This window comes from Geminocystis sp. M7585_C2015_104 (assembly GCA_015295805.1).
Taxonomy (GTDB): domain Bacteria; phylum Cyanobacteriota; class Cyanobacteriia; order Cyanobacteriales; family Cyanobacteriaceae; genus DVEF01.
Genome location: DVEF01000020.1, coordinates 1 through 23,795 on the forward strand (window position 1 = coordinate 1; position 23,795 = coordinate 23,795).

21 protein-coding genes are annotated in these 23,795 nt (G+C 43.4%); 15 read left to right on the top strand and 6 right to left on the bottom strand.

Features of this window, described 5'->3' with window-relative positions; all coding sequences use genetic code 11:
- Positions 1-473, bottom strand: a 473-nt coding sequence (locus IGQ44_02390) for a squalene/phytoene synthase family protein (protein ID HIK36827.1), incomplete at its 3' end; no start/stop codon positions are given.
- A 656-nt stretch (positions 474-1,129) separates the two neighbouring features.
- On the opposite strand from IGQ44_02390, the gene IGQ44_02395 reads away from it, so the two are divergent.
- The 12 genes from IGQ44_02395 (at position 1,130) to IGQ44_02450 (ending at position 12,095) form a co-directional block, all read left to right on the top strand.
- Positions 1,130-2,053 carry an NAD(+) kinase gene (locus tag IGQ44_02395; GenBank protein HIK36828.1) on the top strand — a complete coding sequence of 308 codons (924 nt, stop codon included), beginning with the start codon at positions 1,130-1,132 and terminating at the stop codon, positions 2,051-2,053.
- Between the two features lie 91 nt (positions 2,054-2,144).
- Positions 2,145-2,702: a photosystem II reaction center PsbP family protein gene (locus IGQ44_02400; GenBank protein ID HIK36829.1), complete on the top strand. Its 558-nt coding sequence runs from the start codon at positions 2,145-2,147 to the stop codon at positions 2,700-2,702.
- A 22-nt stretch (positions 2,703-2,724) separates the two neighbouring features.
- Positions 2,725-3,339 carry a septum formation inhibitor Maf gene (gene maf / locus IGQ44_02405; protein HIK36830.1) on the top strand — a complete coding sequence of 205 codons (615 nt, stop codon included), beginning with the start codon at positions 2,725-2,727 and terminating at the stop codon, positions 3,337-3,339.
- 26 nt (positions 3,340-3,365) lie between these two features.
- Entirely contained in the window at positions 3,366-3,671 is a 306-nt protein-coding gene (locus tag IGQ44_02410) for a hypothetical protein (protein ID HIK36831.1), read from the top strand.
- 50 nt (positions 3,672-3,721) lie between these two features.
- Positions 3,722-4,510: a hypothetical protein gene (locus IGQ44_02415; GenBank protein ID HIK36832.1), complete on the top strand. Its 789-nt coding sequence runs from the start codon at positions 3,722-3,724 to the stop codon at positions 4,508-4,510.
- Between the two features lie 265 nt (positions 4,511-4,775).
- Complete coding sequence (gene speA, locus IGQ44_02420; protein ID HIK36833.1) at positions 4,776-6,701, top strand: biosynthetic arginine decarboxylase; 1,926 nt, start codon at positions 4,776-4,778, stop codon at positions 6,699-6,701.
- Positions 6,702-6,776: 75 nt separating this feature from the next.
- The gene (locus tag IGQ44_02425) at positions 6,777-8,237 is read left to right on the top strand and encodes an insulinase family protein (GenBank protein HIK36834.1); all 1,461 of its coding nucleotides are present in this window, start codon (positions 6,777-6,779) and stop codon (positions 8,235-8,237) included.
- Between the two features lie 148 nt (positions 8,238-8,385).
- Entirely contained in the window at positions 8,386-9,612 is a 1,227-nt protein-coding gene (locus tag IGQ44_02430) for a hypothetical protein (GenBank protein ID HIK36835.1), read from the top strand.
- Between the two features lies 1 nt (position 9,613).
- The gene (locus tag IGQ44_02435; protein HIK36836.1) at positions 9,614-9,871 is read left to right on the top strand and encodes a hypothetical protein; all 258 of its coding nucleotides are present in this window, start codon (positions 9,614-9,616) and stop codon (positions 9,869-9,871) included.
- A 194-nt stretch (positions 9,872-10,065) separates the two neighbouring features.
- Positions 10,066-10,311 (top strand): hypothetical protein, encoded by a 246-nt coding sequence (locus IGQ44_02440; GenBank protein HIK36837.1) that lies wholly within the window; start codon positions 10,066-10,068, stop codon positions 10,309-10,311.
- 79 nt (positions 10,312-10,390) lie between these two features.
- Positions 10,391-11,272, top strand: coding sequence for a hypothetical protein (locus IGQ44_02445; protein ID HIK36838.1), 882 nt, complete (start codon positions 10,391-10,393; stop codon positions 11,270-11,272).
- A 97-nt stretch (positions 11,273-11,369) separates the two neighbouring features.
- Positions 11,370-12,095, top strand: a complete 726-nt coding sequence (locus tag IGQ44_02450) for a hypothetical protein (GenBank protein HIK36839.1) — start codon at positions 11,370-11,372, stop codon at positions 12,093-12,095.
- Here IGQ44_02450 and glcD read toward each other — a convergent pair.
- Positions 12,000-13,454 carry a glycolate oxidase subunit GlcD gene (glcD, locus tag IGQ44_02455; GenBank protein HIK36840.1) on the bottom strand — a complete coding sequence of 485 codons (1,455 nt, stop codon included), beginning with the start codon at positions 13,452-13,454 and terminating at the stop codon, positions 12,000-12,002. The genes IGQ44_02450 and glcD overlap by 96 nt on opposite strands.
- A gap of 128 nt (positions 13,455-13,582) precedes the next feature.
- Here glcD and leuS point away from each other — a divergent pair, with 128 nt between their 5' ends.
- The 3 genes from leuS (at position 13,583) to IGQ44_02470 (ending at position 17,328) form a co-directional block, all read left to right on the top strand.
- Positions 13,583-16,159 (top strand): leucine--tRNA ligase, encoded by a 2,577-nt coding sequence (gene leuS, locus IGQ44_02460; protein ID HIK36841.1) that lies wholly within the window; start codon positions 13,583-13,585, stop codon positions 16,157-16,159.
- Positions 16,160-16,253: 94 nt separating this feature from the next.
- Positions 16,254-16,877 (top strand): imidazole glycerol phosphate synthase subunit HisH, encoded by a 624-nt coding sequence (hisH, locus tag IGQ44_02465; protein ID HIK36842.1) that lies wholly within the window; start codon positions 16,254-16,256, stop codon positions 16,875-16,877.
- 4 nt (positions 16,878-16,881) lie between these two features.
- The gene (locus IGQ44_02470; GenBank protein HIK36843.1) at positions 16,882-17,328 is read left to right on the top strand and encodes a hypothetical protein; all 447 of its coding nucleotides are present in this window, start codon (positions 16,882-16,884) and stop codon (positions 17,326-17,328) included.
- On the opposite strand, the gene IGQ44_02475 is transcribed toward IGQ44_02470, so the two are convergent.
- Genes IGQ44_02475 through IGQ44_02490 form a run of 4 tightly spaced genes read right to left on the bottom strand, consistent with a single transcriptional unit; the run spans position 17,318 to position 23,606 of the window.
- Positions 17,318-19,237: an FAD-dependent oxidoreductase gene (locus IGQ44_02475; GenBank protein ID HIK36844.1), complete on the bottom strand. Its 1,920-nt coding sequence runs from the start codon at positions 19,235-19,237 to the stop codon at positions 17,318-17,320. The two genes, IGQ44_02470 and IGQ44_02475, sit on opposite strands and share 11 nt — an antisense overlap.
- Before the next feature lie 27 nt (positions 19,238-19,264).
- Entirely contained in the window at positions 19,265-19,447 is a 183-nt protein-coding gene (locus IGQ44_02480; GenBank protein HIK36845.1) for a hypothetical protein, read from the bottom strand.
- A 32-nt stretch (positions 19,448-19,479) separates the two neighbouring features.
- Positions 19,480-20,295, bottom strand: a complete 816-nt coding sequence (larE, locus tag IGQ44_02485; GenBank protein ID HIK36846.1) for an ATP-dependent sacrificial sulfur transferase LarE — start codon at positions 20,293-20,295, stop codon at positions 19,480-19,482.
- Positions 20,296-20,312: 17 nt separating this feature from the next.
- A complete protein-coding gene (locus IGQ44_02490) occupies positions 20,313-23,606 on the bottom strand; it encodes an efflux RND transporter permease subunit (GenBank protein HIK36847.1) in 3,294 nt (1,097 codons plus the stop codon).
- Positions 23,607-23,795: the final 189 nt, after the last annotated feature.

A 23,795-nucleotide genomic window follows, 5' to 3' on the forward strand; every position in this document is an offset into this window, starting at 1 on the left:
AGGTCAGACAATAGTAGGCCCACCGCCCCCGCCACACTAAAGGTATACTGGTCCAAGTCCTGTTTGGTTTTGATAGCCCAGTTTTTCCCTACCCAGTAGGCCATTCTATCTGCCATAGCCGCGGTAGCATCCCATATTCTCCCTGCAATGGAGGGGGGAGCCAAAAAGGCCCAATCCGCGAAATGATAACTCACTTCTGGTAGAATATCTTTGTATGGTTCTAGTACTGCGGCTATTTCTTCCCTTTTGGTGTTGCTATTAATTGACTGTACGCTACAACTTATCCTAGTAAGAATTTCTATCTTGGTGGCAGGGTCCATCTGGGGGTGATCTTCCACCTCGTCGATGGCGCGCATACACAGGTAGGCGGAAGTGACTGCTTCTTGCAATCCCTCTGGAAGGCGTACAATGGGGATATAAAAAGTCCGACTGGTTTTTTGTAGGGTTTTCAAGGCATAATCTTTCAAATCCATTGGCAAATACTCCTCACGCCCTTTTTAATATTTTCTAGGTAATATTAACCCAGAAAACCACTCCCTCTCACAGGAATACGTTAAAAATTTTATCCTGTTTGGTTCAACGGGGGCCTGTTTTTATTCTCCCCCGCCTCTGGATAACTTTTCCATTTCCTGACATTCAATCTCCGCCTTCCCCGGGTCCATATATTCAATCCATCAACTTTCTCAAGGCACAAAGGCAAAATTTCCATGCTTCCCCTTCCCTTTTCTTCCACATTTATTTCTCCTGTTTTATCTTTTTAAACCACAATTCCCTGATGGTAGCACACTTCCTCTTCTCTGAAAATATTTAAAACCATATAATTCTCCTTTACTCTTCGCTATGTAACCCCTGAGCAACTCTCATTTTCATATTCCGCCATTACTTGATTTATCTAAATGGCCCATCAATTATTCCTCATTTTATCTCCGCTATTTTTTATTTTTAAATAAAGAGCCATTTTGGTTCATAAAAAACTCCTGCCGTGCCGGCATGGGGAAACGTGTGCCACCGCATTTGCAAGGGTATAAATTTAATTCTCGGCCACGGGGGCAGGAACATTTAGAGAAAATTGTCAAAGGAACAAATTTCGCTAGAATTAGAAAAGAAAACTGGGAAGGGGAGGGAATACGTGCGGCTACAACAGGTGATTATTGCCTATAAAGCAGATGATCCAAATAGTAAAAAATGGGCAGAAAGGTGCGCCCTTGAGTTAGAGAATCGCAACTGCAATGTAATGTTAGGGCCAAGTGGTATTAAAAATAACCCCTACCCGGTATTTTTGGACTCGGCCAAGCAAAAAATCGATTTGGGAATCGTTTTCGGCGGGGATGGAACAGTTTTAGCGGCAGCACGTCACCTGGCACCAGAAAACATCCCCATTCTAGCAGTAAATGTGGGAGGACATCTAGGCTTCTTGACTGAGCCGTTTGAATTATTTGAAAATACAGAAGAAGTATGGGAACGGTTGGAAAACGACTTGTATGCGGTGGAAAGGCGAATGATGTTAGAAGCAAGGGTGTGGGAGAGGAATCAAAACCAAGAGGTGGTGGCGGTTAGCGAACGGTATTACTGTTTAAACGAGATGTGCGTCAAACCAGGCTATTTGGAAAGAATGCCTACCTGTCTGCTAGAAATGGAAGTAGATGGCGAAGTAGTAGACCAGTACCACGGAGATGGTCTAATCGTAGCTACACCCACCGGCTCCACCTGTTATACTGCCTCGGCCCACGGCCCTATTATACACCCCGGCATGAGTGCTATTGCCGTTACCCCCATTTGCCCCCTTAGTTTATCCAGTCGTCCCCTCATTCTACCACCTCGTTCCCTAGTTAGCATTTGGCCTTTGGGAGACTATGAAACTCAAAACAAACTCTGGACAGACGGCGTACTAGCCACTACAATTTGGCCAGGACAATGGGTGGAAATAAAAATGGCAGAATGTCTTGCCCAATTTATCATCCTCCGGGAGTCCTATTCATTCTATCAAACCCTTAGGGATAAGTTACACTGGGCTGGAGCGCGGATTCATCATAAAAACAATCGACGCCATTAGAACTGTTCACCATCCTACCACGGCTATTCCCCCCGGACAGCAAAAATGGGATAATAAGCCCAATAACACAATCCATCAACAGGAAGACAATATGTTTAAGTCCTTTATTCTTCGCATTGTTACCCCCATTATTATACTTTTGACTTTGTTTGGCTGTGTTTCCCCCACTGCCGGTTTAAAGGCATACATCGATGGAGCCGATGGGTATCAATTCCTTTATCCTAATGGTTGGATACAGGTAAATGTAAAAAACGCCAGTGAAGGGGTAGATGTCGTCTTCCGGGATTTGATAGAAAGAAGTGAGAATCTGAGTGTGGTTATCAGCCAGGTAGACAAGAATACTAAATTAGAAGACTTGGGTAGTCCTTCTGACATAGGGTATCGTTTTATGCAACTAGTAAATCAGAATCCCAACAGTCAAATTGAGGCGGAATTGATTGGGGCAGAGAAAAAAGAGGAAAATCTGCAAAACTATTATCTGTTAGAATATAGGGTCAAGCAGCCCAATGGCAGTTATCGTCACAACATAGCTGCCGTTGCCACCAAAAACGGCAAACTCTATACCTTTAACATATCTACCACTGAAGAGCGTTGGCCTCAAGTGGAAACCCTTTTTAAAACCATGGCTAAGTCTTTTTCCCTCTCCTAGGGTATATCTGATGCCGCCAGTTATGATTAAATTTGTACTCGCTTCCGCCTCCCCCGCCAGGAAAAAGCTGCTGGAAACCGTGGGAATTAACCCTATTGTCACCCCCAGTGGCTATGACGAATCCTCCGTTACCCTTTCTAAACCCTATGATTTAGCCGCCACCCTGGCAGAAAGAAAGGCGACTGTTGTGGCCCAACTCTATAAAGACGCCCTAGTATTGGGGTGTGACTCCCTGTTGGAAGTGGAAGGACAAATATATGGTAAACCCGCCGACGCTAAAGAGGCTATTTCCCGTTGGCAACTGATGCGTGGCAAAAAAGGCCTACTCTACACTGGTCATGCTTTGATAGATACTACTAGGCAGAGGAAAATTGTCCGTTGTGCTGTAACTGAGGTGTACTTCTCCTTTGTTACAGACTCAGAAATTGAAGCCTATGTGGCTACAGGTGAACCACTCAGGTGTGCCGGCTGTTTCGCCTTGGAGGGAAAAGGGGGATTGTTTATAGACAGAATTGTGGGGTGTCACAGCAATGTTATTGGCTTGAGTCTACCCCTCCTACGCACTATGTTGGCAGACTTGGGTTACACCGTCTTAGACTTTTGGGGTGAAAAATCTGTTAATTCTAAGGTAAACTAATTGGCGTCGTCACCCAGAGATTTTTTATGAACACCCTGGAAGAAGTTAAGGCTAAAATCAGAGAGGGTAAAATTGATGAAGCCAAGGCTATAGCTTTTGCCTCCCTTCTCAGAATCGAAATCGAAACCTCTTGCGATGCTGATGCTAAATCCTCCTCCTGTCACAGTGTTATTGACATTTTAGAAAACGAAATTGAACACCATCTGGGAGATGAATCTCTTACTGAACTGCACTTTAAAGAAGTAGAAAAAGCCCAACAATATCTGATTAAAAATAGCAAGACTTTTCGAGATTTACTATTAATAATCGAGGAAAGTAATCAGGATTTTTAGGTGGTTTGAAAAAAGGGTTTTATGTCTGCTCTGAATGAGGGAGAAAAAACATGAGCTGTCATGAAGAATTTAGAGAATTACTGAGGGAGGGCAAAAACAGAGAGGCACTCCTTCTGGCATTGGCTAACAGCCTGGAATTGAAGATTAAAACCATCTCAAAAAAAGCGCAACTGCGTTGGGAAACAAGAATAAATTTACTAAAAGGGATAACCAATATAATAAATAGAACAGAAGCCCTTACAAATCTAACAAAACCAGAGGAAATACAGCTTACACAATTTCACGAATGTCAAAGAAAACAAGCATATGAAATATGGCAAAAGAATAGAGAAACCCTGATAAAAGTATTTCAAATAATGACGGGCAGAGACACAGAAGATATAGAAATTGAAACAGAAAGCCATGAGGGGGAAGAAGAAGAAAAGCAGGCTTGGATTGACAGTATAACAGATAACATCCTAGGAGAGGAAACAGAAGAAGAAGAAAAGTTGTTGGCTAAAGGGGAGAAAATTACCCATCATAACGGTGTGTGTAGAGATTCTAGTATCCCCGCCTCACAATTACAAGGAGAATTAGAGGCAGAAGAAGAGGAAATGATGATAGAGGCGGCAGCGGCATTGGAATTGGCAATGGCATCGGCAGGAGAAGAAGAGGAAAAGGAAAAAGGAGAAGTAAAAATGGAAATAGGAGAGGAATGGGAAGAGTGGCTAAAAGAAGATGAAGATGAGGATTCCTCCTGCCAACAACTAGAGGGAATTAACTGGAGTGAAGAAGACTGGAGTGAGGGAGAGGAGGGAGAGGGAGAAGAAGGAGAAATTGGAAGTAACAGCAAAAGTTAACATCACACTTCCACGGTTTATCTCTTTACTTCTACTTCTCCTTTTGGCTGTTGCCATCTGGTGGTTACAATGGATAGGCCTATAATCCAACTGACTCATTTCAACCGACTCATTACTAAAATTCACCGGGTGGCGAAATCAGCGGGGGAGGCTAGCTATTTTTTTTGTAATTTTCTTGCCCATCAGGGATATTTGAGTTATTATCAAATAATAGGAGTCTCTCCCCTCCGGGGGGTTATTTTTTTTGAGAGGGTAACAGGAAGAAATGGGAGAATTATGGACTATTGAAGACAGCAAAAAATTGTATCAGATTGAAGGCTGGGGTCATCCTTATTTTGATATAAATGAGGAAGGAAACGTCACAGTGGCGCCTCGAGGTGACGGCTACAAAATCGACCTATTCCACCTAGTAGAAAGTCTCAAAAAAAGAGATATTCATCTTCCCTTACTCATTCGCTTTTCTGACATTTTAGCTGATCGTCTCCACCGACTCCACCAATGCATGTACAATGCCATTGAGCGTTATGGCTATCAAAATGTTTACAGAGGTGTTTATCCCATAAAATGTAATCAGCACCGCCAACTAGTAGAAGCATTAGTCAAATATGGCAAACAGTACCATTTTGGCCTAGAAGTTGGCTCTAAGCCGGAGTTAATGATTGCTTTGGCCACTTTAGATGTAGATAAAACCGGCGAAACATTGTTGATTTGTAATGGGTACAAGGATGAAGATTATCTAGAAACTGCCCTTTTGGCTCAACAACTTGGCCACAATTTAATAGTAGTAATTGAGCAGGTAAACGAGTTATTTACTATACTAAAACTAAGCGATAAATATGACCTAAAACCTCAGCTAGGCGTCAGGGCAAAACTGCAAACAAAAGGCACCGGCCATTGGGGCAATTCCACGGGAGAGAGAGCAAAATTTGGGCTTACTATACCCGAGATTGTAATGGTGGTAGAACACTTACGTGAGCAGAATAAATTAGACTGTTTGAAACTACTACATTTTCATATTGGCTCCCAAATATCCTCCATTGCAGTAATTAAAGACGCTATTCGGGAGGCAAGTCAAATTTATGTGCAATTATACAATATGGGTGCCGGGATGAAATACCTGGACGTTGGCGGCGGTTTGGCAGTAGATTATGATGGCTCAAAAACCAACTTTTATGCCTCTAAAAACTACAATATGCAAAATTATGCCAACGACATTGTAGCGGCAGTTAGAGATGCCTGTGATGCCAAAAATGTGCCCCATCCCATCCTAATTAGTGAAAGCGGAAGGGCAATCGCCGCCCACCATTCTGTCTTGATTTTTAATGTGGTAAACAGCAATAACCCTCTGTTAAATATCCCTATTTCCAAACCAGAAAAAGCCCATCCAGTTCTGCGTAATCTATGGGAAACCTATCACACTATTGACGATACCAACTATCAGGAAATGTACCACGATGCCATCCAGTTTAAGGAAGAGGCAATCAGTCTATTTAATTTTGGCTATCTCACATTAGCTGAAAGGGCACAGGCTGAACAATTATACTGGGCTTGCTGTCAAAAAATATATCTAATTACTCAGAATGAGAGCTATGTTAGTGATGATTTAAACGAACTGCAAGAATTGATGACTTCCACCTACTACATCAATTTGTCCGTATTCCAGTCCGCCCCCGATACCTGGGCGATAGATCAACTTTTCCCAATTCTCCCCATTCACCGCCTCAACGAAAAACCGACTGTTAAGGCAATTTTAGCTGATTTAACCTGTGATAGCGATGGCAAAATTGACAAATTCATTGACTTGTTAGACGTAAAACACGCCCTAGAATTGCACCCCCTAGAATTAAATGGCCGAAACCCCGAGGAAAGACAGTTTAAACCCTATTATTTGGGAATGTTTTTAGTAGGAGCCTATCAAGAAATCCTGGGCAATTTGCACAACCTTTTCGGGGATATAAATGTAGTCCACATTGAGATTAATGGGGACAATTATAACATTAAACACGTCGTAAAAGGCGACACAGTAACAGATGTTCTCAGATATGTAGAATACTCCCCTGAAGATTTGATGGAAAAAATGCGTTGTCTTGCAGAAATGGCCATAAATGAAAGACAAATTGAAATCGAACATTCTCAACGCCTGTTGAAAAATTATGAGCGAAACTTGCGTAGTTATACTTATCTGAGATAAACTAACCCGGGGAGGAGAAAATGGACTACCATATACGGGATAACGGCATCACTCTCCTCCCCCTAGGCAAGTATTATGAAAGTGGCAAATAAAGACAAGAAAAAACAGTGGTGTTGGTTAACTATAATCGCCCTCTTGGTTATAGTTGTATTTCTGGGTAATCAGGCAAAGGCAGATGTAACACCAGGATATAAGAAATTAAAATACCCGCCGCTGGCACCCATTACCATACCTAGTTATGAACGTTATCAGTTGGACAACGGCATGGTAGTATATCTGATGGAGGATCATAGTTTGCCCTTGATAAGTGGTACTGTGTTGCTAAAAATGGGTTCAATATTTGATCCTCCTTCTCAGGTGGGGTTAGCAGAATTAACTGGAGAATTGTTGCGTTTGGGAGGTACAGTCCACTACTCTCCTGAACAGTTAAATGCTATTCTGGAACAGAAGGCGGCATCTATAGAAACCAGTGTCACCCGCACATCGGCCAGTATTAGTTTTTCCAGCCTCAGTTATGATATAGATACCGTATTGCCCATCTTTGCAGAAATTCTCCAATCCCCCCGCTTTGACAGTCAACAGTTGGAATTGTTAAAAACCCAAGTCCGTGGTACAATCTCCCGTCGCAACGATTATCCCGGGGATATTGCCAGAAGAGAGTTTGCCAAGTTAATATACGGCCAAGATAGCCCCTATGCCAGGGTGATAGAATATGTACATCTAGACAACATCCAAAGGGAAGACATACAAAGATTTTATCGCCAATATGTACGTCCGGAGGCAATGATTTTGGGGATGGTGGGGGATTTCGACTCAGCCAAGATGAAGCAACTAATCCAACGGCTTTTTGCCTCCTGGCATACGGACTCCACCATGACGCCGGATTATACCATCAGTGAGCCCCAACAAGCAACCACAGAAGGCGTGTTTATTGTCAATAGGCCACAGTTAACTCAGAGTCATATTATACTAGGGCATATAGGAGTAAAACTAGGGGATGCCAACTATCCCGTTTTGAGTGTCATCAATGGGGTGTTAAACGGCTTTGGGGGGAGACTGTTTAAAGAAATTCGTAGCAGACAGGGTTTAGCCTATTCTGTCTTTGGCAGCTGGCAGGCTAACTATGACTATCCCGGAGTGTTTATAGCCGGAGGACAAACAAAAAGCGAGACCACCACTCAGTTTATAAGGAGCATTATAGAAGAAATCCAACGACTTTGCAACTCCCCTATTACAGACACAGAATTGGACTATGCTAAGGATTCTATCCTCAACTCCTTTGTCTTCCAATTCCAACATCCCTCTCAAACCCTTTCCCGCCTGATGACATACGAATACTATGGCTATCCCCAGGATTTTATTTTCCAATACCAACAGGGTGTGAAGAATACCAGCCGAGAGGATGTTTTGAGAGTAGCGCAAAAATATTTCCAGCCAGATAAGATTGTAACCCTCATAGTAGGCAATGAAAATGCCATCAAAGCCGACTTAATAACCCTCGGCAAAAATATTCAGGAGATAAACATTACCAACTAGTATTAATTGGCTAGCAATAGTCTTCTAGTGGCAAACTCCTCTCCCCCCGGGGGGTATTAGTGACAGGATTAGGGTAGCAACCTGATAGTAGAAAACCAATGCCCCCGCCAGTAATATTTAGACAGTGGGCAACCTAATGGCTAACATTATGTCTAATACTAAGAGTAACACGGACAAATTGGCTATTTTGGACGTTTCTTGGCATCACCATAAATGTTTCAGGGAAATACAGGAGACTATTCTCCACGCCGCCAGGGAGTTGGGATACGATTGCCTCTTCACCTCCGATACTAGTCTTGACGACCGTATCTACATTGTATTTTCAATTAGTATATGTCGTATACCCCTGAAAAATTTACCACGGCGGATTATCCTCTATAATCTGGAACAAATATATGCAAACTCCCCCTTCTTTGAGAAGGGGTGGAATTATCAAGATTATTTGTTTCAGTATCCACTTTGGGATTACAGTTTGGCTAATATTAGTCAACTCAAACAGTGGGGGATTGACAGAATTGAATACTTGCCCATAGGTTACATGCCACAACTAACCCGGATTTCTCATGCTGCCAACAAGGATATAGATGTGCTGTTTTATGGTTCAATAAATGAACGTCGTCAGAAAATCATTGATGGTTTATTAGCAAAAGGGGTAAGAGTAGAATCTCTCTTCGGTGTATACGGGGAGGAAAGAGACAGTTATATAGCTAGGTCTAAAATTGTACTAAACATACACTTTTATGATGCCAAGATATTTGAGATAGTCAGAATATCTTATTTGTTAGCTAATAGGGTGTTTGTAATCTCGGAAAAAGGCAACAATAGTGAGGAAGAAGATTATTTTTCCAAAGGGCTAGTCTTTTGTGATTATGAAAGTTTGGTGGATGCCTGTATAGAGTATTTAGATAAAGACGAAGAGAGAGAAAAAATAGCAGAAAGAGGCTTTCAACTTATGTCTCAGCGTCCAGCCACTGAGTACTTACAAAAGGCGCTTACCTCCACCTTAGAAACAGGTATTGACGAAACTAAATTTGTTGTAGATTTCTGCCGTAAAATTGCAGCTAAAACTCTTTTTGAAAACGGGGAATATGAGGAAGCAATCCAGTTATATGAACAAAGTATAGAAGTTGACTACACCTGTTGGGATAGCTATATCTATTTAGGACTAAGTTATCTCTATAATGGGGATGAGTTGGCGGCATACCTGACTTGGAGTAATGGCATTGCTGCCCTAGAAAAAACCGGGATTACTGAAGAAAAATTAGAGTCTCAATTTAGACAAATATTGTCATCAGAAATGGCTAAACACTGTGGCGGATACAACGAACATTTTGCATTAAAATTAGAACGGGCTTTGCAGGAGGGGCTACTCTGAAGTGGAAAAAGTACAACTTAAATTAGGAGGCTATATTGATTTTATTACAAAAGAAATAAATGGTAAAATTTATAGGCCGGTGGAGGAAAATGATTATCTGGGAGTGTTATTGGCAATTCGCGAATGTGTCAAACCTATAGGAGTTGCTGGTGGAAGAAGTTTATGTTTAGCAAAAGCAGAAAGAATAATAGGGGTTAAACCCACCCCCAGTGTAGCGGAAAATGAAAGGTATAAAATGTGCCCAAAAACCAGCGATTGATTTCTTGAGGGAGATGCCCCTCATTTATCTAGCCGGGCTAAAATAGATTTAGCCTTTATAGACGATGCACTTATTTGAGTTCACCTTGAGATGTTTTATAAACATAGAATCAGTTCCTTAGTCGGGTTAAAATAGATTTAGCCTTTATAGACGGGATGCATTTATTTGAGTTTGCCCTGAGATATTCTATAAACATGGAAAAATACAGTGACAGGGAAGGACGTGTGGCGATTCATAGCATGTTGCCACCCAATTTTCCCGAGGCGAGTAGGGGGAGGATGACACTAAATTGGATTGGGGATTTTTGGCGTTTAATTATTGCCCTCCGAAAGTTCCGTCCTGACTTTAATATAATTGTGCTAGATTATGGCCACAAACTTAAATCCCGACTCCGACTGGGGGAATTTCGAAGAGACATCCAAGGGAATTATGGAAGTTAAAACTGTATCATCCCCGGAGGCAAGGGATTTGGTTGTGCACGCCCTTCGCACACAATTATGAAGGATATTTAAACTCGCTATGAAAATTCTGTTTATTTCCCCCGGAAACTATCCAGACTATCAGTGCGACTCCCTATTTCATGGGTTAAGATGCTTGTTGGGAGATTCTGTGGTTGATGTCAACAAAATACCCTATATTTATAAAACTTTTCCCCAGGATGAGAGGATAAAATTATATGGAAAAGGCTTTAGTTTATATGGCTTATTAGATGACGTGGAGGTAGACAGGGAAGATGTAGAAAACAAGATAAGGACTCGTTATTTTGACTTGGTTGTTTATGGCAGTGTTTGGCGTTGTCAGGATTTTTTGCCACTAGTTTTTGAGAGTTATTCACCTGGGGAAATAATTTTTGTCGACGGGGAAGACTACCCCAAAATTCTACTGCCGTTTCTGACAAGAGGGATATACTTTAAGAGAGAGTTATACTCTGAAAATAGGTGGGTGTATCCCATTCATTTGGCTATGCCAGAAGAGAAGTTTGTCAAAGATATAGCTAGTCTGGAGAAAACTAATTTTTTCGCCCCCTGTAACCCCACAGATAGGACTACTTATGTGTACGAAACAGAAGAGTCCTACTATAAACAATATCAGGAAAGTTTCTACGGGGTTACCATGAAAAAAGCCGGTTGGGATTGTCTGCGCCACTATGAAATAATATCCCAAGGATGCGCCCCCTATTTCTATGAAATTTATGACTGCCCCCATCTAACAATGCATCGATTTCCCCGCTATGAAGTATTAAAACTAATGGCAATAGCAGATGACTATTTTCGGGAAGGGAATTTTGATTTACAAGGGTATATTACCAACCTGGAATGCCTATATGCCTATGCCAAAAAACATCTGACAACCATTGCCTTGGCTAAATATCTAATTGATACCTGGAAACAATCCCAGTAACAGACAAGAAAAGTGTTTTCCCGCCCGGCTTTTATTCTAGAATATTGTTAAGTTTTATTAAGCCTTTTCAGCAAAAAAGGAAAAACTTGGGGAGATAATGAGTTTTTTTAAGCCGCAACAGCCGATATTACAAAAAAAACAACTGTATTGTAATCTGGAAACCTATAGGCAGATGAGATGTGTGAGGGTAGAGGTGGTAGAGAAATTATACCTTTCGGGGATATATACATGTGTGGACCAGGCGATGTTGGTATGGGGATTGGTAACGGGGATAATATTCATGGGGGGACAATTTTTGACGATAAGTTGGCAAATTCAGGCTATTTTCTGGTCAATTCTCACTCTGGTAGGCATAATAGCCATGATAACACTCACCCACAGTTGGACAGTATGGGAGAAAATAACAGAATTGCTGTATGCTTGGGTAATCCTGATGTTGTTGGGGATGGCATTGACGGATAGTGCCATTTTTCTGGGTTGGGGCTATATTCTATCCCATTTATGTCATCTGTGGTTAATTCTAAGCGCCATAGGCTATGGTATAACGGGTTGGATGCTCCACTCCCGCGCCTTTTTCCTATCTGCCTTGATTCACGCCATCATGGTTTTCCTGTTGCCTCTGTTTGGGGGTTGGCAATTTGCGGCTACCGGTTTTGCCATGACAAGTAATCTATGGCTCTTCTCAGAAGCACAATGGGATATGCTATTGCCAAGGGAGTTAAAACAGCTAAAAGGCAACGACGCCCTTGAATTGACTCCTGCCGGCATTAGCCGTTTCCCCACAAGTGCGAGGGGTGGGAAAGATTTTGCCGGGATTGGCTAATCCATAGGGATTAAAACAGCGACGCACATACTGCTGTGTTTCTAAATCGGTTTCCGTAAACATCTCCGTCATGTAGCACTTCTTGTCACTCCCAATACCATGTTCGCCGGAAATACTACCACCCATCCGCACACAAAGTTTAAGGATTTCCCCTCCCAATTCCTCTACCCTGGCAAAGGCCCCTTCTACGGACTGGTCGTATAAAATAAGGGGATGTAAGTTACCATCACCGGCATGGAAAACATTGGCAATGGGGAAACCATACTTCTCACTGAGACGGTTAATTTCTGCTAAAACTTGAGGTAGTTTAGAGCGAGGCACTACCCCATCCTGTACAAAATAATTAGGGCTAATTTTCCCCATGGCAGCAAAAGCCGCCTTTCTCCCTTTCCACAACTTCATCCTGGTAGCTTCATCACTGGCAGAGGTAATACTTCTAGCACCACAACGACGACAAATCTCTGCTACCTTCTCCTTGTAGGCTTTTACCTCCACCTCTAAACCGTCCAATTCCACCAATAAGATAGCCTGGGCATCCCGAGGATAACAGTCAGTGGCCACCACATCCTCCACCGCATTTATGCTAAAATTGTCCATCATCTCCATCCCCGCTGGGATTATACCCGCCTGGATGATACCTGCCACCGCACTCCCCGCTTCCTCAATACTGTTGAAATCTGCTAGTACCACACACACCGACTCGGGCCTTTTTAATATTCTTAACACAATCTCCGTAGCTATGCCCAAAGTCCCTTCTGAGCCAACAAACAAGCCTGTTAGGTCAAATAGTGGCATTTCTGACACCATCCCCCCAGTTTTAACAATCTCCCCTTCTCCCGTCACAATGGTCAACCCCAACACATGATTAGTAGTTACTCCATATTTTAGACAGTGTACACCCCCGGAATTTTCCGCTACGTTACCACCAATAGAACAGATTATCTGGCTGGACGGATCTGGGGCATAATAGAAACCAGCACCACTGACAGCCTGAGTCACCCAGTTGTTGATTACCCCTGGCTGCACTACCACCCTCTGATTCTCCAAATCAATGGCCAGTATCTGTCTCATCCTGGCTGTTACAATGAGAATACAGTCCTCCACTGGTAGTGCACCACCCGACAAACCCGTGCCCGCACCCCTTGCCACCCAGGGGATTTTATGTTTGTTACAAATCTTAACAATCTCTGCCACCTGTTCAGTGGTGCGGGGGAGAGTAACTAAAGCAGGGCGTTGGCGGTATTGGGGCAAGCCGTCACACTCATAGGTTAACAGTTCCTCTTTCCGCTTAACAACCCCGTCAGTACCCAGAACCTTTTCTAATTGTAAAATAATGGGTTGCCATTGTCTAGTGGTCATAGGCAGGTGGCTTTTGAGTAGGGCTAACTGGTTCTATCATATCAAAACGTTGTATAGTACTGCCCCTCCTACCACCGCGGATAAGGATAAACTAGTTTAAGAAAAAGTAGTAGACAGCCGACTCTCTTATGCAAACTCCCTATAAACCCAGTGAAATTGAGGCTAAGTGGCAAAAAAAATGGTCTGAGGCTCAACTATACCTGACAGAGGAAAACAGCGACAAGCCCAAATTTTATGCCCTCTCCATGTTTCCCTATCCTTCAGGGAAGTTACACATGGGGCACGTGCGTAATTATGTTATCACAGATGTCATTGCCCGTTACAAGAGGATGAGGGGATATCGAGTATTACACCCTATGGGATGGGATGCCTTCGGTTTGCCTGCAGAAAATGCCGCCATAGACAGGGGAATCCATCCTGCCAAATGGACCTATGAAAATATAGCCCAAATGCGTGCCCAATTGAAAGATCTAGGGTTGTCCATCGATTGGACAAGAGAAGTTACCACCTGCTCCCCAGAATATTATAAATGGACCCAGTGGCTGTTTTTACAATTTTTTGAGGCAGGACTGGCCTATCAGAAGGAAGCTGCGGTAAACTGGGATCCAGTAGACCAGACAGTACTGGCAAATGAACAAGTCTCTGCCGATGGCTACTCCTGGCGCAGCGGTGCCAAGGTAGAAAAGAGGATGCTAAAACAGTGGTTTCTAAGAATTACCGCCTATGCCGAGGAATTACTAGAAGACTTGAAGAAATTGCCAGGGTGGCCAGAAAAGGTTAAAATAATGCAGGAGAACTGGATAGGCAAGTCCATAGGCGCCTATCTGGAATTCCCTATCGTGGGAAGGGAGGAAAAAATCCCCGTATTTACCACTCGCCCTGATACGGTTTTTGGTGTAACCTATGTGGTGTTAGCCCCTGAACATCCTCTAACTCTGCAAGTTACCACCCCAGACAGAAAAGAAGCAGTAGAGGCGTTTATAAAAGAGGTTACCCAAGAAAGTGAAATAGAGCGCACTGCTGAGGATAAGCCTAAAAGAGGCATTCTAACCGGTGGCAAGGCTATTAACCCCTTCACCGGCGAGGAAATCCCCATCCTGGTAGCCGATTATGTGCTCTATGAATATGGTACTGGTGCGGTAATGGGAGTGCCAGCCCATGATACCAGAGATTTCCAATTTGCTAAGCAGAATCAGTTACCCATCAAGTTAGTTATTATCCCCAAAGACGCCCAACAAGAAGAATTCACCCTCAATCAAGCCTACACAGAAGCCGGTATACTGGTTAACAGTGGCCAATTTACTGGAATGGAGAGTGAGGCTGCCAAAGAGGCTATTATTCAATACGCCACTGAGAAGGGTTTTGGCAGACAACAAGTACAATACCGTCTCAGAGACTGGTTAATCTCCCGACAACGTTACTGGGGATGTCCTATTCCTATAATCCACTGTCCTGACTGTGGTATAGTACCAGTACCGGTAGAGGATTTGCCCGTTACTCTTCCAGAGAATGTGGAATTCACCGGCAGGGGCCCCTCCCCCTTAGCTAAACTGGAAGAATGGGTGAATGTACCTTGTCCTAAGTGTGGGAAACCCGCTAAACGGGAAACCGACACCATGGACACCTTCATCGACTCTTCCTGGTACTTCTTGCGCTATACTGATCCCCACAACCATAAACAGCCCTTTAGTCTTGATAAAGTCAATGATTGGCTTCCCGTAGATCAGTATGTAGGCGGTATAGAACACGCCATTCTCCATTTGTTGTACTCTAGATTTTTTACAAAGGTACTGCGGGATAGAGGGCTAGTGAAAATATCTGAGCCCTTTAGTAGACTATTAACCCAGGGGATGGTACAAGGGTTGACCTATAAGAATGTAAACACGGGTAAATATTTACGGCCAGACCAGGTGGTGTACGAAAATGGACAGTGGTGGGATAAGGAAACCCATGAGCCAGTGGCCACCTTTTATGAGAAAATGTCTAAGTCCAAGTATAATGGGGTTGACCCTCAGGAAGTGTTGTCCAAGTATGGGGCTGATACTGCCCGTATGTTTATTCTCTTTAAAGCACCCCCCGAAAAAGATCTAGAATGGGATAGTGCTGATGTAGAAGGCCAATATCGTTTCCTCAACCGGGTTTGGACACTGGTAAACGAATTTATAGATAATCCCAATGCCGCTAAGGATGCCCATTTTCACAAGACTCAGCTTACCAGGGAGGAGAAGGACTTAAGACGCGTAATCCATACTGCAATCAAAGAGATTACTCAAGACTTAGAGGGAGACTATCAATTTAACACCGCCATCTCCGAGTTGATGAAATTAAGTAACGCTCTCAAGGATAATCCCCTTAAACATTCCCCTGTCTATCGGGAAGGCATTGAAACCCTAGTAAGATTATTAGCACCTTTTGCCCCCCATATCAGTGAAGAATTATGGCATAGACTTGGCAATACCGAATCTGTACACCTCCAACCCTGGTTAGTTGCTGACGAAAAGGCCCTCGTAGCAGAAACTATTACTATTGTCATCCAGGTAAAAGGGAAAACCAGGGGTACAATAGAAGTGCCAGCCAATGCCACCAAGGAGGAAATAGAAAAATACGCCCTCGCCTCTGAAATTGCTAAGAAATACATTGGTAATCAAGAAGTGAAAAAGACTATTGTTGTGCCTGGCAAACTGGTTAATTTTGTAACAGCCTAACCCCTGGCATTGTATCACATCTTTTCCTGGCCTCACCCCCAGGGGTGAGTTTTTTGACAATAATACTATCCAACAGCAAGAAGGGAAGGTTACCATGACTGTTGTGGCTATCGTCGACTACGACATGGGAAATTTACACTCAGTGGCTAAGGGGATAGAAAAAGCTGGTGCAACTCCCCTCATCACCCATTCCCCAAAAGATATTACCGCCGCTGATGCTGTTATTCTCCCGGGTGTGGGTTCTTTCGACCCCGCTATGCTACACTTACAAGAGAGGGATTTAATTCCACCCATCCTGGACTTTGTCAAAAGTGGCAAACCCTTTCTGGGTATTTGTCTGGGAATGCAAATACTCTTTGACTCCTCCGAAGAGGGGAAGGAAAGGGGTTTGGGCATCATTCCAGGCACTGTCAAACGTTTTCAATCTGAGCCGGGTTTAACTATTCCCCACATGGGGTGGAATACAATAGAACTGACACAGTCTCACCATCCTCTTTGGCATAATCTCCCCTCTTCTTTCTATGTCTATTTTGTCCATTCCTACTTTGTCTTTCCACTAAACCCCCAGGTTGTGGCCGCTCGTGTTACCCATGGCACACAGACTGTAACCGCCGCCATTGCCCATGAAAACATAATGGCAGTGCAATTTCACCCGGAAAAATCTGCCGATTTAGGCTTACAAATTCTCGGAAATTTTGTAAAATTGGCAGGTAAATAGTGCTATGAAGTCACTTCACATCCTTCCCCTTGTTTTCCTCCTACTATCTTGGGGAAGTTTTAAAGCCTCTTCTCAGACTACAAGGGATATCTTGTACTATAAGAGGCTGCTACAACAAGTAGATAATATATGCCAATCCCTCACTGTTTCTTCTCTTAGGGAAAACTGCAACAATTTACTAAAAAGTAGCATTTTCTTTGATCCAGATGCCATATATCTTTGTGGGAAAAAATTTCGCCCCCACTCCACCAATATCCTGGAGTGTTTAAGTGCTATCAGAGATAGAGTATATGTACAATCAGAAATCAGAAAATGCGACAGGATGATAACCTCCCCTCAGACTATAGAATGTCTGCAAAAGGGGGGAAGAGAGGTGGTATATGGTGGTTGTCCGCTGCTGGAGGAGAGTAAGAATTTGCCGGGGAAAAAACAGGCAACTACTAAATACTAAAAAAACCAGAGGGATTTACAGAAAACAAATTACGTCTTTTTAGGCCTTCCTTGTGTAAAATAGCATTAGCCGCTAGCAAACCACTACTTACTGCCCTCTCCATTAAACCACAAGGGAAAGGCATTTTAACCCAATCGCCGGCAAACACCAAATTGGCAATTTGAGTTTCAGTTTCTGGCCTATTTTTGTAACTATTAGGGGGATAACCAGAAAAATTTTTTTGATTTACCAACTGTTGATGGAGAATTTTAGCACCTGCCAACTCCGGTACAATTTCTATCAACTCCTGTTTAAAAGTATTTAGCAAATCCGTTTGCGTGGGGAAATCCTTCTCTTTGTAACAATAGGCATGTAATTCCACCACACTGCCACCAGTTTTTTCCGCCCACTCCTTATACTCTCTTTGAATACGATGATAAAGAGTGATACTGTCCGTTAAACGATAACCAGAAAGAGAGGTAAAATTACTATGGGGCCAGTAGAAATCCCTGTCTAACCAAAAACGGGCAACGGCAAAGGGGTCAGCTAATGCTAAACTCTCTACTTGGGAAAGAGTATCCGGATAACTCTCCCTATCCCCCTCTATTAAACGGAAGAGATGTTTAACCCCCCTCACATCAGTGGCAATTACATAATAGTCGGCAGTGAGGGTTTCTGGCATGGCAGGGGTGGCGTCAGTGGCCACTAATTTCACTCTCCCCTCTTCCCTCTCCACTACCCTATATTTGGCAAGATTTCTCTTGGCAGGAGGTAGTTTTACTTCCCCCTTCTGATTATACACCGCCCCATGACAGGGACATATAAAACTTCCATCCTCCTGTCTACTAACTACACATCCTTGGTGGGTGCAACTGAGAGACAATGCTAAATCATTGTCCTTAGCTACAGCAAAAAGCTGGTCGCCAGCGCCATAATAGTCATAATAGTCATCCCTAAGGTAAGGGTTTGAGTCTACCCAGAAGGGCACATTGCCAATTCCCTGACCCCCTCTATAAAATTGTAGAGAGGTGATTCTGCCATTCTCACAAACAATCCTACTGATATGAGCCTCCGTGATAATCTTACCCCCATTGTGGAGGATAGATTGGGCAATGGGAGTCACTAAACTTCTACCCATATCGTCTACAGTACCATTAAAGGCCAAACCTTCGGGATTGCCGAAGAAATAGAAATGGAAAAATTGCATTAATTCCCCCGCACTCAACAAATCTGGCGCGTTTAGGGTGGACTTACCAAAAGGCAAAAAATATAAGTCAAACAACCCCTGAGGGATATTAGTGGCCCACTGGGTGACGGAAATATGATCTAAACTGTTATAGGTGTCTGGGATCTTAAAACTAGTAATAGCACGAAAAACGCCCCAATGCCCTGGATTGGTCAAGTCTATGCCCCAACTAAGGAAATTGGGGGAGGAAATGGCTAAATCCACAACATTCCAGGGAAAACTAGAATGGGAGGGGCGGAACACTTCTGGTTTGTATTTGTTATCCTTGAACAAAAGGGAGTAAAAGTTGAGAGATTGGAAATTCTTTTCAATGGCAATTTCCCTCACAATACTCCAAAGATTATAATACTGGGGGAAAAAACCATGAAAACCATGTTCCATAGTAAATTTCTCCTCCCCCACCTGGATTTGCCAACTAGCAATTTTCCCCCCCAACTGAGGTGACTTTTCTAACAGTATAACCTCAAACCCCCTGTTGCCTAATTCATAGGCACAGGCTAAACCCGCTAAACCGCCGCCTATCACCACCACTCTTTTCGGCTGGCTTACACGAGTGGGTAACTGGAGATTATCCCATACATGAATTGTCGGTTTTGGCTTTGCCACCCGAGAATAACCTACTGCCCCTAGAATGCTTGCAATAGCTGATAATTTTAGTAAACTCCTACGGGATATCTTTTCCATGAGACTATATGCCTACAATGATTGCTATTATCCTTCAATCGACTTAATATTATTTAACAAAACATCCCCTCTGTCACCCGGCTTCTCCTTTCCTACTTCTATTTTCCTCTTTACATTATTCTTTCCCGCTGCACCTCTCCCTTTGATAATTTTTCTCAATAAAAAAATTACCAGCACAAGCACCTTGACAGTACCTCCGCCTGTCGCCAACACCCCCTCATAGCACGGAGAAGAGGCGACTGTCAAGGGTGGGAAGGTAACTGTCGGTTAAGTTTACCGCTGCGATAACCCTCTAAATCCAAGGTGACATACTTAAAACCAAGGCTTTGATAGTAGCTGACTAATTCTTGGAGGTTGCAGTTGCAGATAAACCTTTGAATGTCTTGTGGCATTAATTCAATTCTGGCAGTGTCGCCATCATGTCTTACCCGTAGGTTTTTATATCCCAACTTGCGGAGATAGATTTCCGCCCTGCCAACACGATATAATTTCTCTGGGGTGATTTCCTCGCCATAGGGAAAACGGGAAGACAAACAGGGTTGTGAAGGCTTATCCCACCACGGCAATCCTAAAAGTTTGGAGATTTCCCTTACTTCTATTTTACTAATCCCCACTTCTGCTAGAGGCGAACGCACCCCCCTCTCCCTGGCAGCCTGAATACCTGGACGATAATCCTGTAAATCGTCCACATTAACACCATCAATTATATAGGGATAACCCCTCTGTTGGGCAATAATTTTTAGTTTGTCATGCAATTCGCTTTTACAAAAATAACAACGGTTGACAGGATTGGCAGTATAATTGGGATTGTTCATCTCCTCTGTTTCAATCAATTCATGTTTGATTCCTATCCAATCAGCCTGTTGTTGTGCCTCATCTAACTCTTCTGGTAGTAGGGAGGGGGATACCCCAGTGATGGCCAATGCCTTGTCACCCAACACATCATAGGCTACCTTAGCCACTAGACTACTGTCTACCCCCCCCGAATAGGCTATCAACGCCTTTTCCATCTGTTGAAAGATGGCAGTCAAGGCAGTCAGTTTCTCTTGGATACTCATTTTCCCATCTTCTCCACCTACTTAGTGATTGATTGTACCTGATTGTCGGGGTTGGCCCGGGAATGGGGAATTTGCGACTGACTTGAATCCTCTGACTCAAAAGAGTGGTAAGTGGTGGGGAAGGTGGCAAAGGAAAAAGGTTGATGGAAAAGCAAATAGAGACAGGGGATTAAAAATAGGGTTAAAACAGTAGCTAAGGATAAGCCAGAAAATACAACTATACCCAGGGGTTGAAGAAACTTACTCCCATCCCCCATCCCCATGGCCAAGGGTAACATACCTAAAACTGTAGTTATGGTTGTCATCAAAATTGGACGTAGACGTTGAGAGGCAGCCTGTAAAATAGCAGTATAGCGACTGGCTTGTTTTACCTTTGGGTTTTGTTGTTGTTGTGCGAAAATCTGATTGGCCAATTCTACCATAACAATGGCATTATTTACCACAATGCCCACCAGTAAAACCGCACCAACAATCACAGTGGCCCCCACCGCCGTTTTGGTAACATATAAACCAATAATCCCCCCAGACAACGCCAAGGGAAGGGTAAACATAATAACTAACGGATCTATCAGTGAGTTATATTGTACTGCCATAACGGTAAACACCAGAAAAGCCGCCAAGCCAGCCAACAGGGGAAGAGTAGACTGCAGTTGTTTGTTACTCTCTGCCGCCAAGGAGGGGAGAATGCGTATTCCCTCTGGTAAGTCTACACTGTCTAGAATTTCTCTAACCTCCGCAATAGCCGCCCCAAGACTGGCATTTTCTGCTAAACTACCCGCAATAATATACACCTGTTTCTGATTTATTCTCTGAATTAGGGAAGGAGATTCCCCCTTGCCAATAGTAGCCACCTCCCCCAGGCGAATAATTTGATTGTCTCTGGTTAACAGGGGAATGTCTAGAAGGGTATTGACATCTTTGATAGAATCTGGCTCAAATTGTACCCGAATGTCTACCAGTCTGTCTCCCCTTTGCAGTTGGGAAACTACCACTCCAGAAACACTGGTTTGTAAGGCAGTGGTAAAATCGCTCAGTCGGAGATTAAAATTAGCTAAACGGGTCAAATCCGGCGTAATAACAAGCTCATCTTGACGAGGGTCAGTTTCTGGGCGAAAATTAGCCAGTTTCGCTTTCTCATCTAAAATTCTGGCTATCCTCTTCCCAGTAGCCTCCAGTGACTTCTGATCCCTCCCCTGTATGATAACATCTATATCACCCCTGACAGGAGAATTGTTTAAAATCAAACCCCTCACACTCCCCGGCAACAGCCTAATACGAATGTTTACCAGATTTAACGAATTTATCTCCTTGGATACCCTCGCAATATACGAGTAAACATTACTGCCGGGTTTAAGAGTAATAGTAGCAGAAGCCCTTAAGACATTCTCGTTGGTGGTATTGGCAAACAAGAAACCGCCAGCAGTGGTAAACACATATTCAGTTTCCGGTTGTTGTAAAAGAATTTCATCTAATAAGGCCATTACCCGCCTATTAGTTGCAAGAGTTGTGCCGGGAGGAAATTGTGCGATCAAATTCACCTGCCCAGTGTTGATGGATGGTAAAATTTCCTGGGGCAACTGTGGTGCCAGCTTTAGAGAAACACCCCCCAACAGCAGGAATATAAATAATACCACCAACCAACGAATACGAAGACAAAAACTCAGAATCGAAGTATAAAGGCGATTGAAGCGGCGAAAAAGACAATTAAACCAATAGATGGGGAAAAAATATCTAATATTGCTGGAAAAGCCCAATGTCATAAGACGTGCCGTCAACATAGGCACTACAGTTAAGGCCACCAGGAGGGAAACAGCTACCGCAAAACTGATAGTCAAAACCAACTGGTTAAACAACAGGGAGACAAAACCACCTATCAGCAAAAAAGGCAAAACCGCCACTAGGTTAGTGGTAGTGGAGGCGAGTAAGGCCGATTCCACAGCTCCGGCACTATTGATAGAATATTGTAATATTTGCCGGCGATGGACCCCCTTTTCTGGATGAGGATTATGGTTTAGTTTCTCCGTGGCTTCCACAATGGTTTCCAACATGACGATGGAATTATCCACCACAATGCCTACCCCTAAAGCTAACCCCCCCAAACTAAAGATATTCAAACTGAAACCAAATAGCTTCATTAGAATTATCGCCCCTAGGGTGGCAAGGGGGATAGATATTACAATAATAAGGGTTTGTCTTAGAGAACCCAAAAAAAGTAATACAGAAATTGATGCAAGTATAGTACCGATAACTCCGGCAGTGATGACGTTATTAATAGCCTGACGGATAAAAACAGACTCGTCTAGAGTAGGCAATAGGGTTATGTCTCTGGGAATAACACCAGCAGCAGTCAACTCCTCAATTTTAGCCTTGACGGCATTGATTACCTCTACCGTGTTAGCCTCCGCTTGTTTTTGGATACTCACCTTGACAGCAGGATTGCCATTGAGAGAAACAAAAACTCGTTGCTGTTGTCTTCCATCCACAATGGTGGAAAAGTCTGACAAATAAACTCTTCCAGCAGAGTTGGGGATGGCAAAAGACAATGAAGCCAAGTCTTCCACCTTAGTAAATTTGCCTTTTACCCTAGTCAAGGATTCAGTTTCCTCTCCTAGAAAACGCCCGCCTGCTATATCCTGATTAGCATCTCGGATTTCTGCCAAAACCGTGTTAAGGGGTATCCCCAACCCCTGTAGTCGACGCCAATCCAATAAAACCCTAATCTCCTCGTTGACACCACCAGATACATCCACTGCCGCCACCCCCGGTATCACCGTCAATTCCCTGGCTAACTCCTCCTCGGCAAAAATCCGCAAAGCTAATATATCCTTTGTATCACTGGTGACAGCAAACTCGTAAACGGGTAACTGGGAAGGCTCAAATTTAAACACCCTAGGGGTTTCTATACTTGCCGGCAGACGGTTGCGAGCTCGGTTCAATGCTGCTATAGTGTCATTTAGGGCTTGGTCCACATTGCCCCCAACCCTAAAAAACAAATCTACACTGATACTATTCTCCCTAGTCTGGGAATAAATCAATTCTACCCCCTCTACCGCAGATAGGGTTTCTTCTATTGGGCGAGTGATTTCCTCCACTGCCACCTCTGGGGAGATTCCCTCTGTGTTTAGTCTAACCCCAATACGGGGATAGGTGATAGAAGGCAACAAGTCTACCTGCATCTGGGTGACAAAGAAAACACCCACCACCACTATTGCCAGGGTAAGGATTGCTGTGGCAATGTGACGCCGAATTGCTAAACCACTAATACTGAGATGATACTGGTGGTGACTATTAAAATCCTGAGGGAAAGACATGCATGATTTCCGGCAGTCTACACTGGTCTATTGTAGCTTCCTAAAATCCTTTTGCCCACCCACTCTTCTACCCCTTTACAGCCCAACTGTAAACTTAATTAAATTAAACTTTTCAGAACTTCCCCAATGTGTAAGAATAGAAGACTCGTAATCTTAAACCCAGCCGCGAATATCACGAGTGCCACTTCT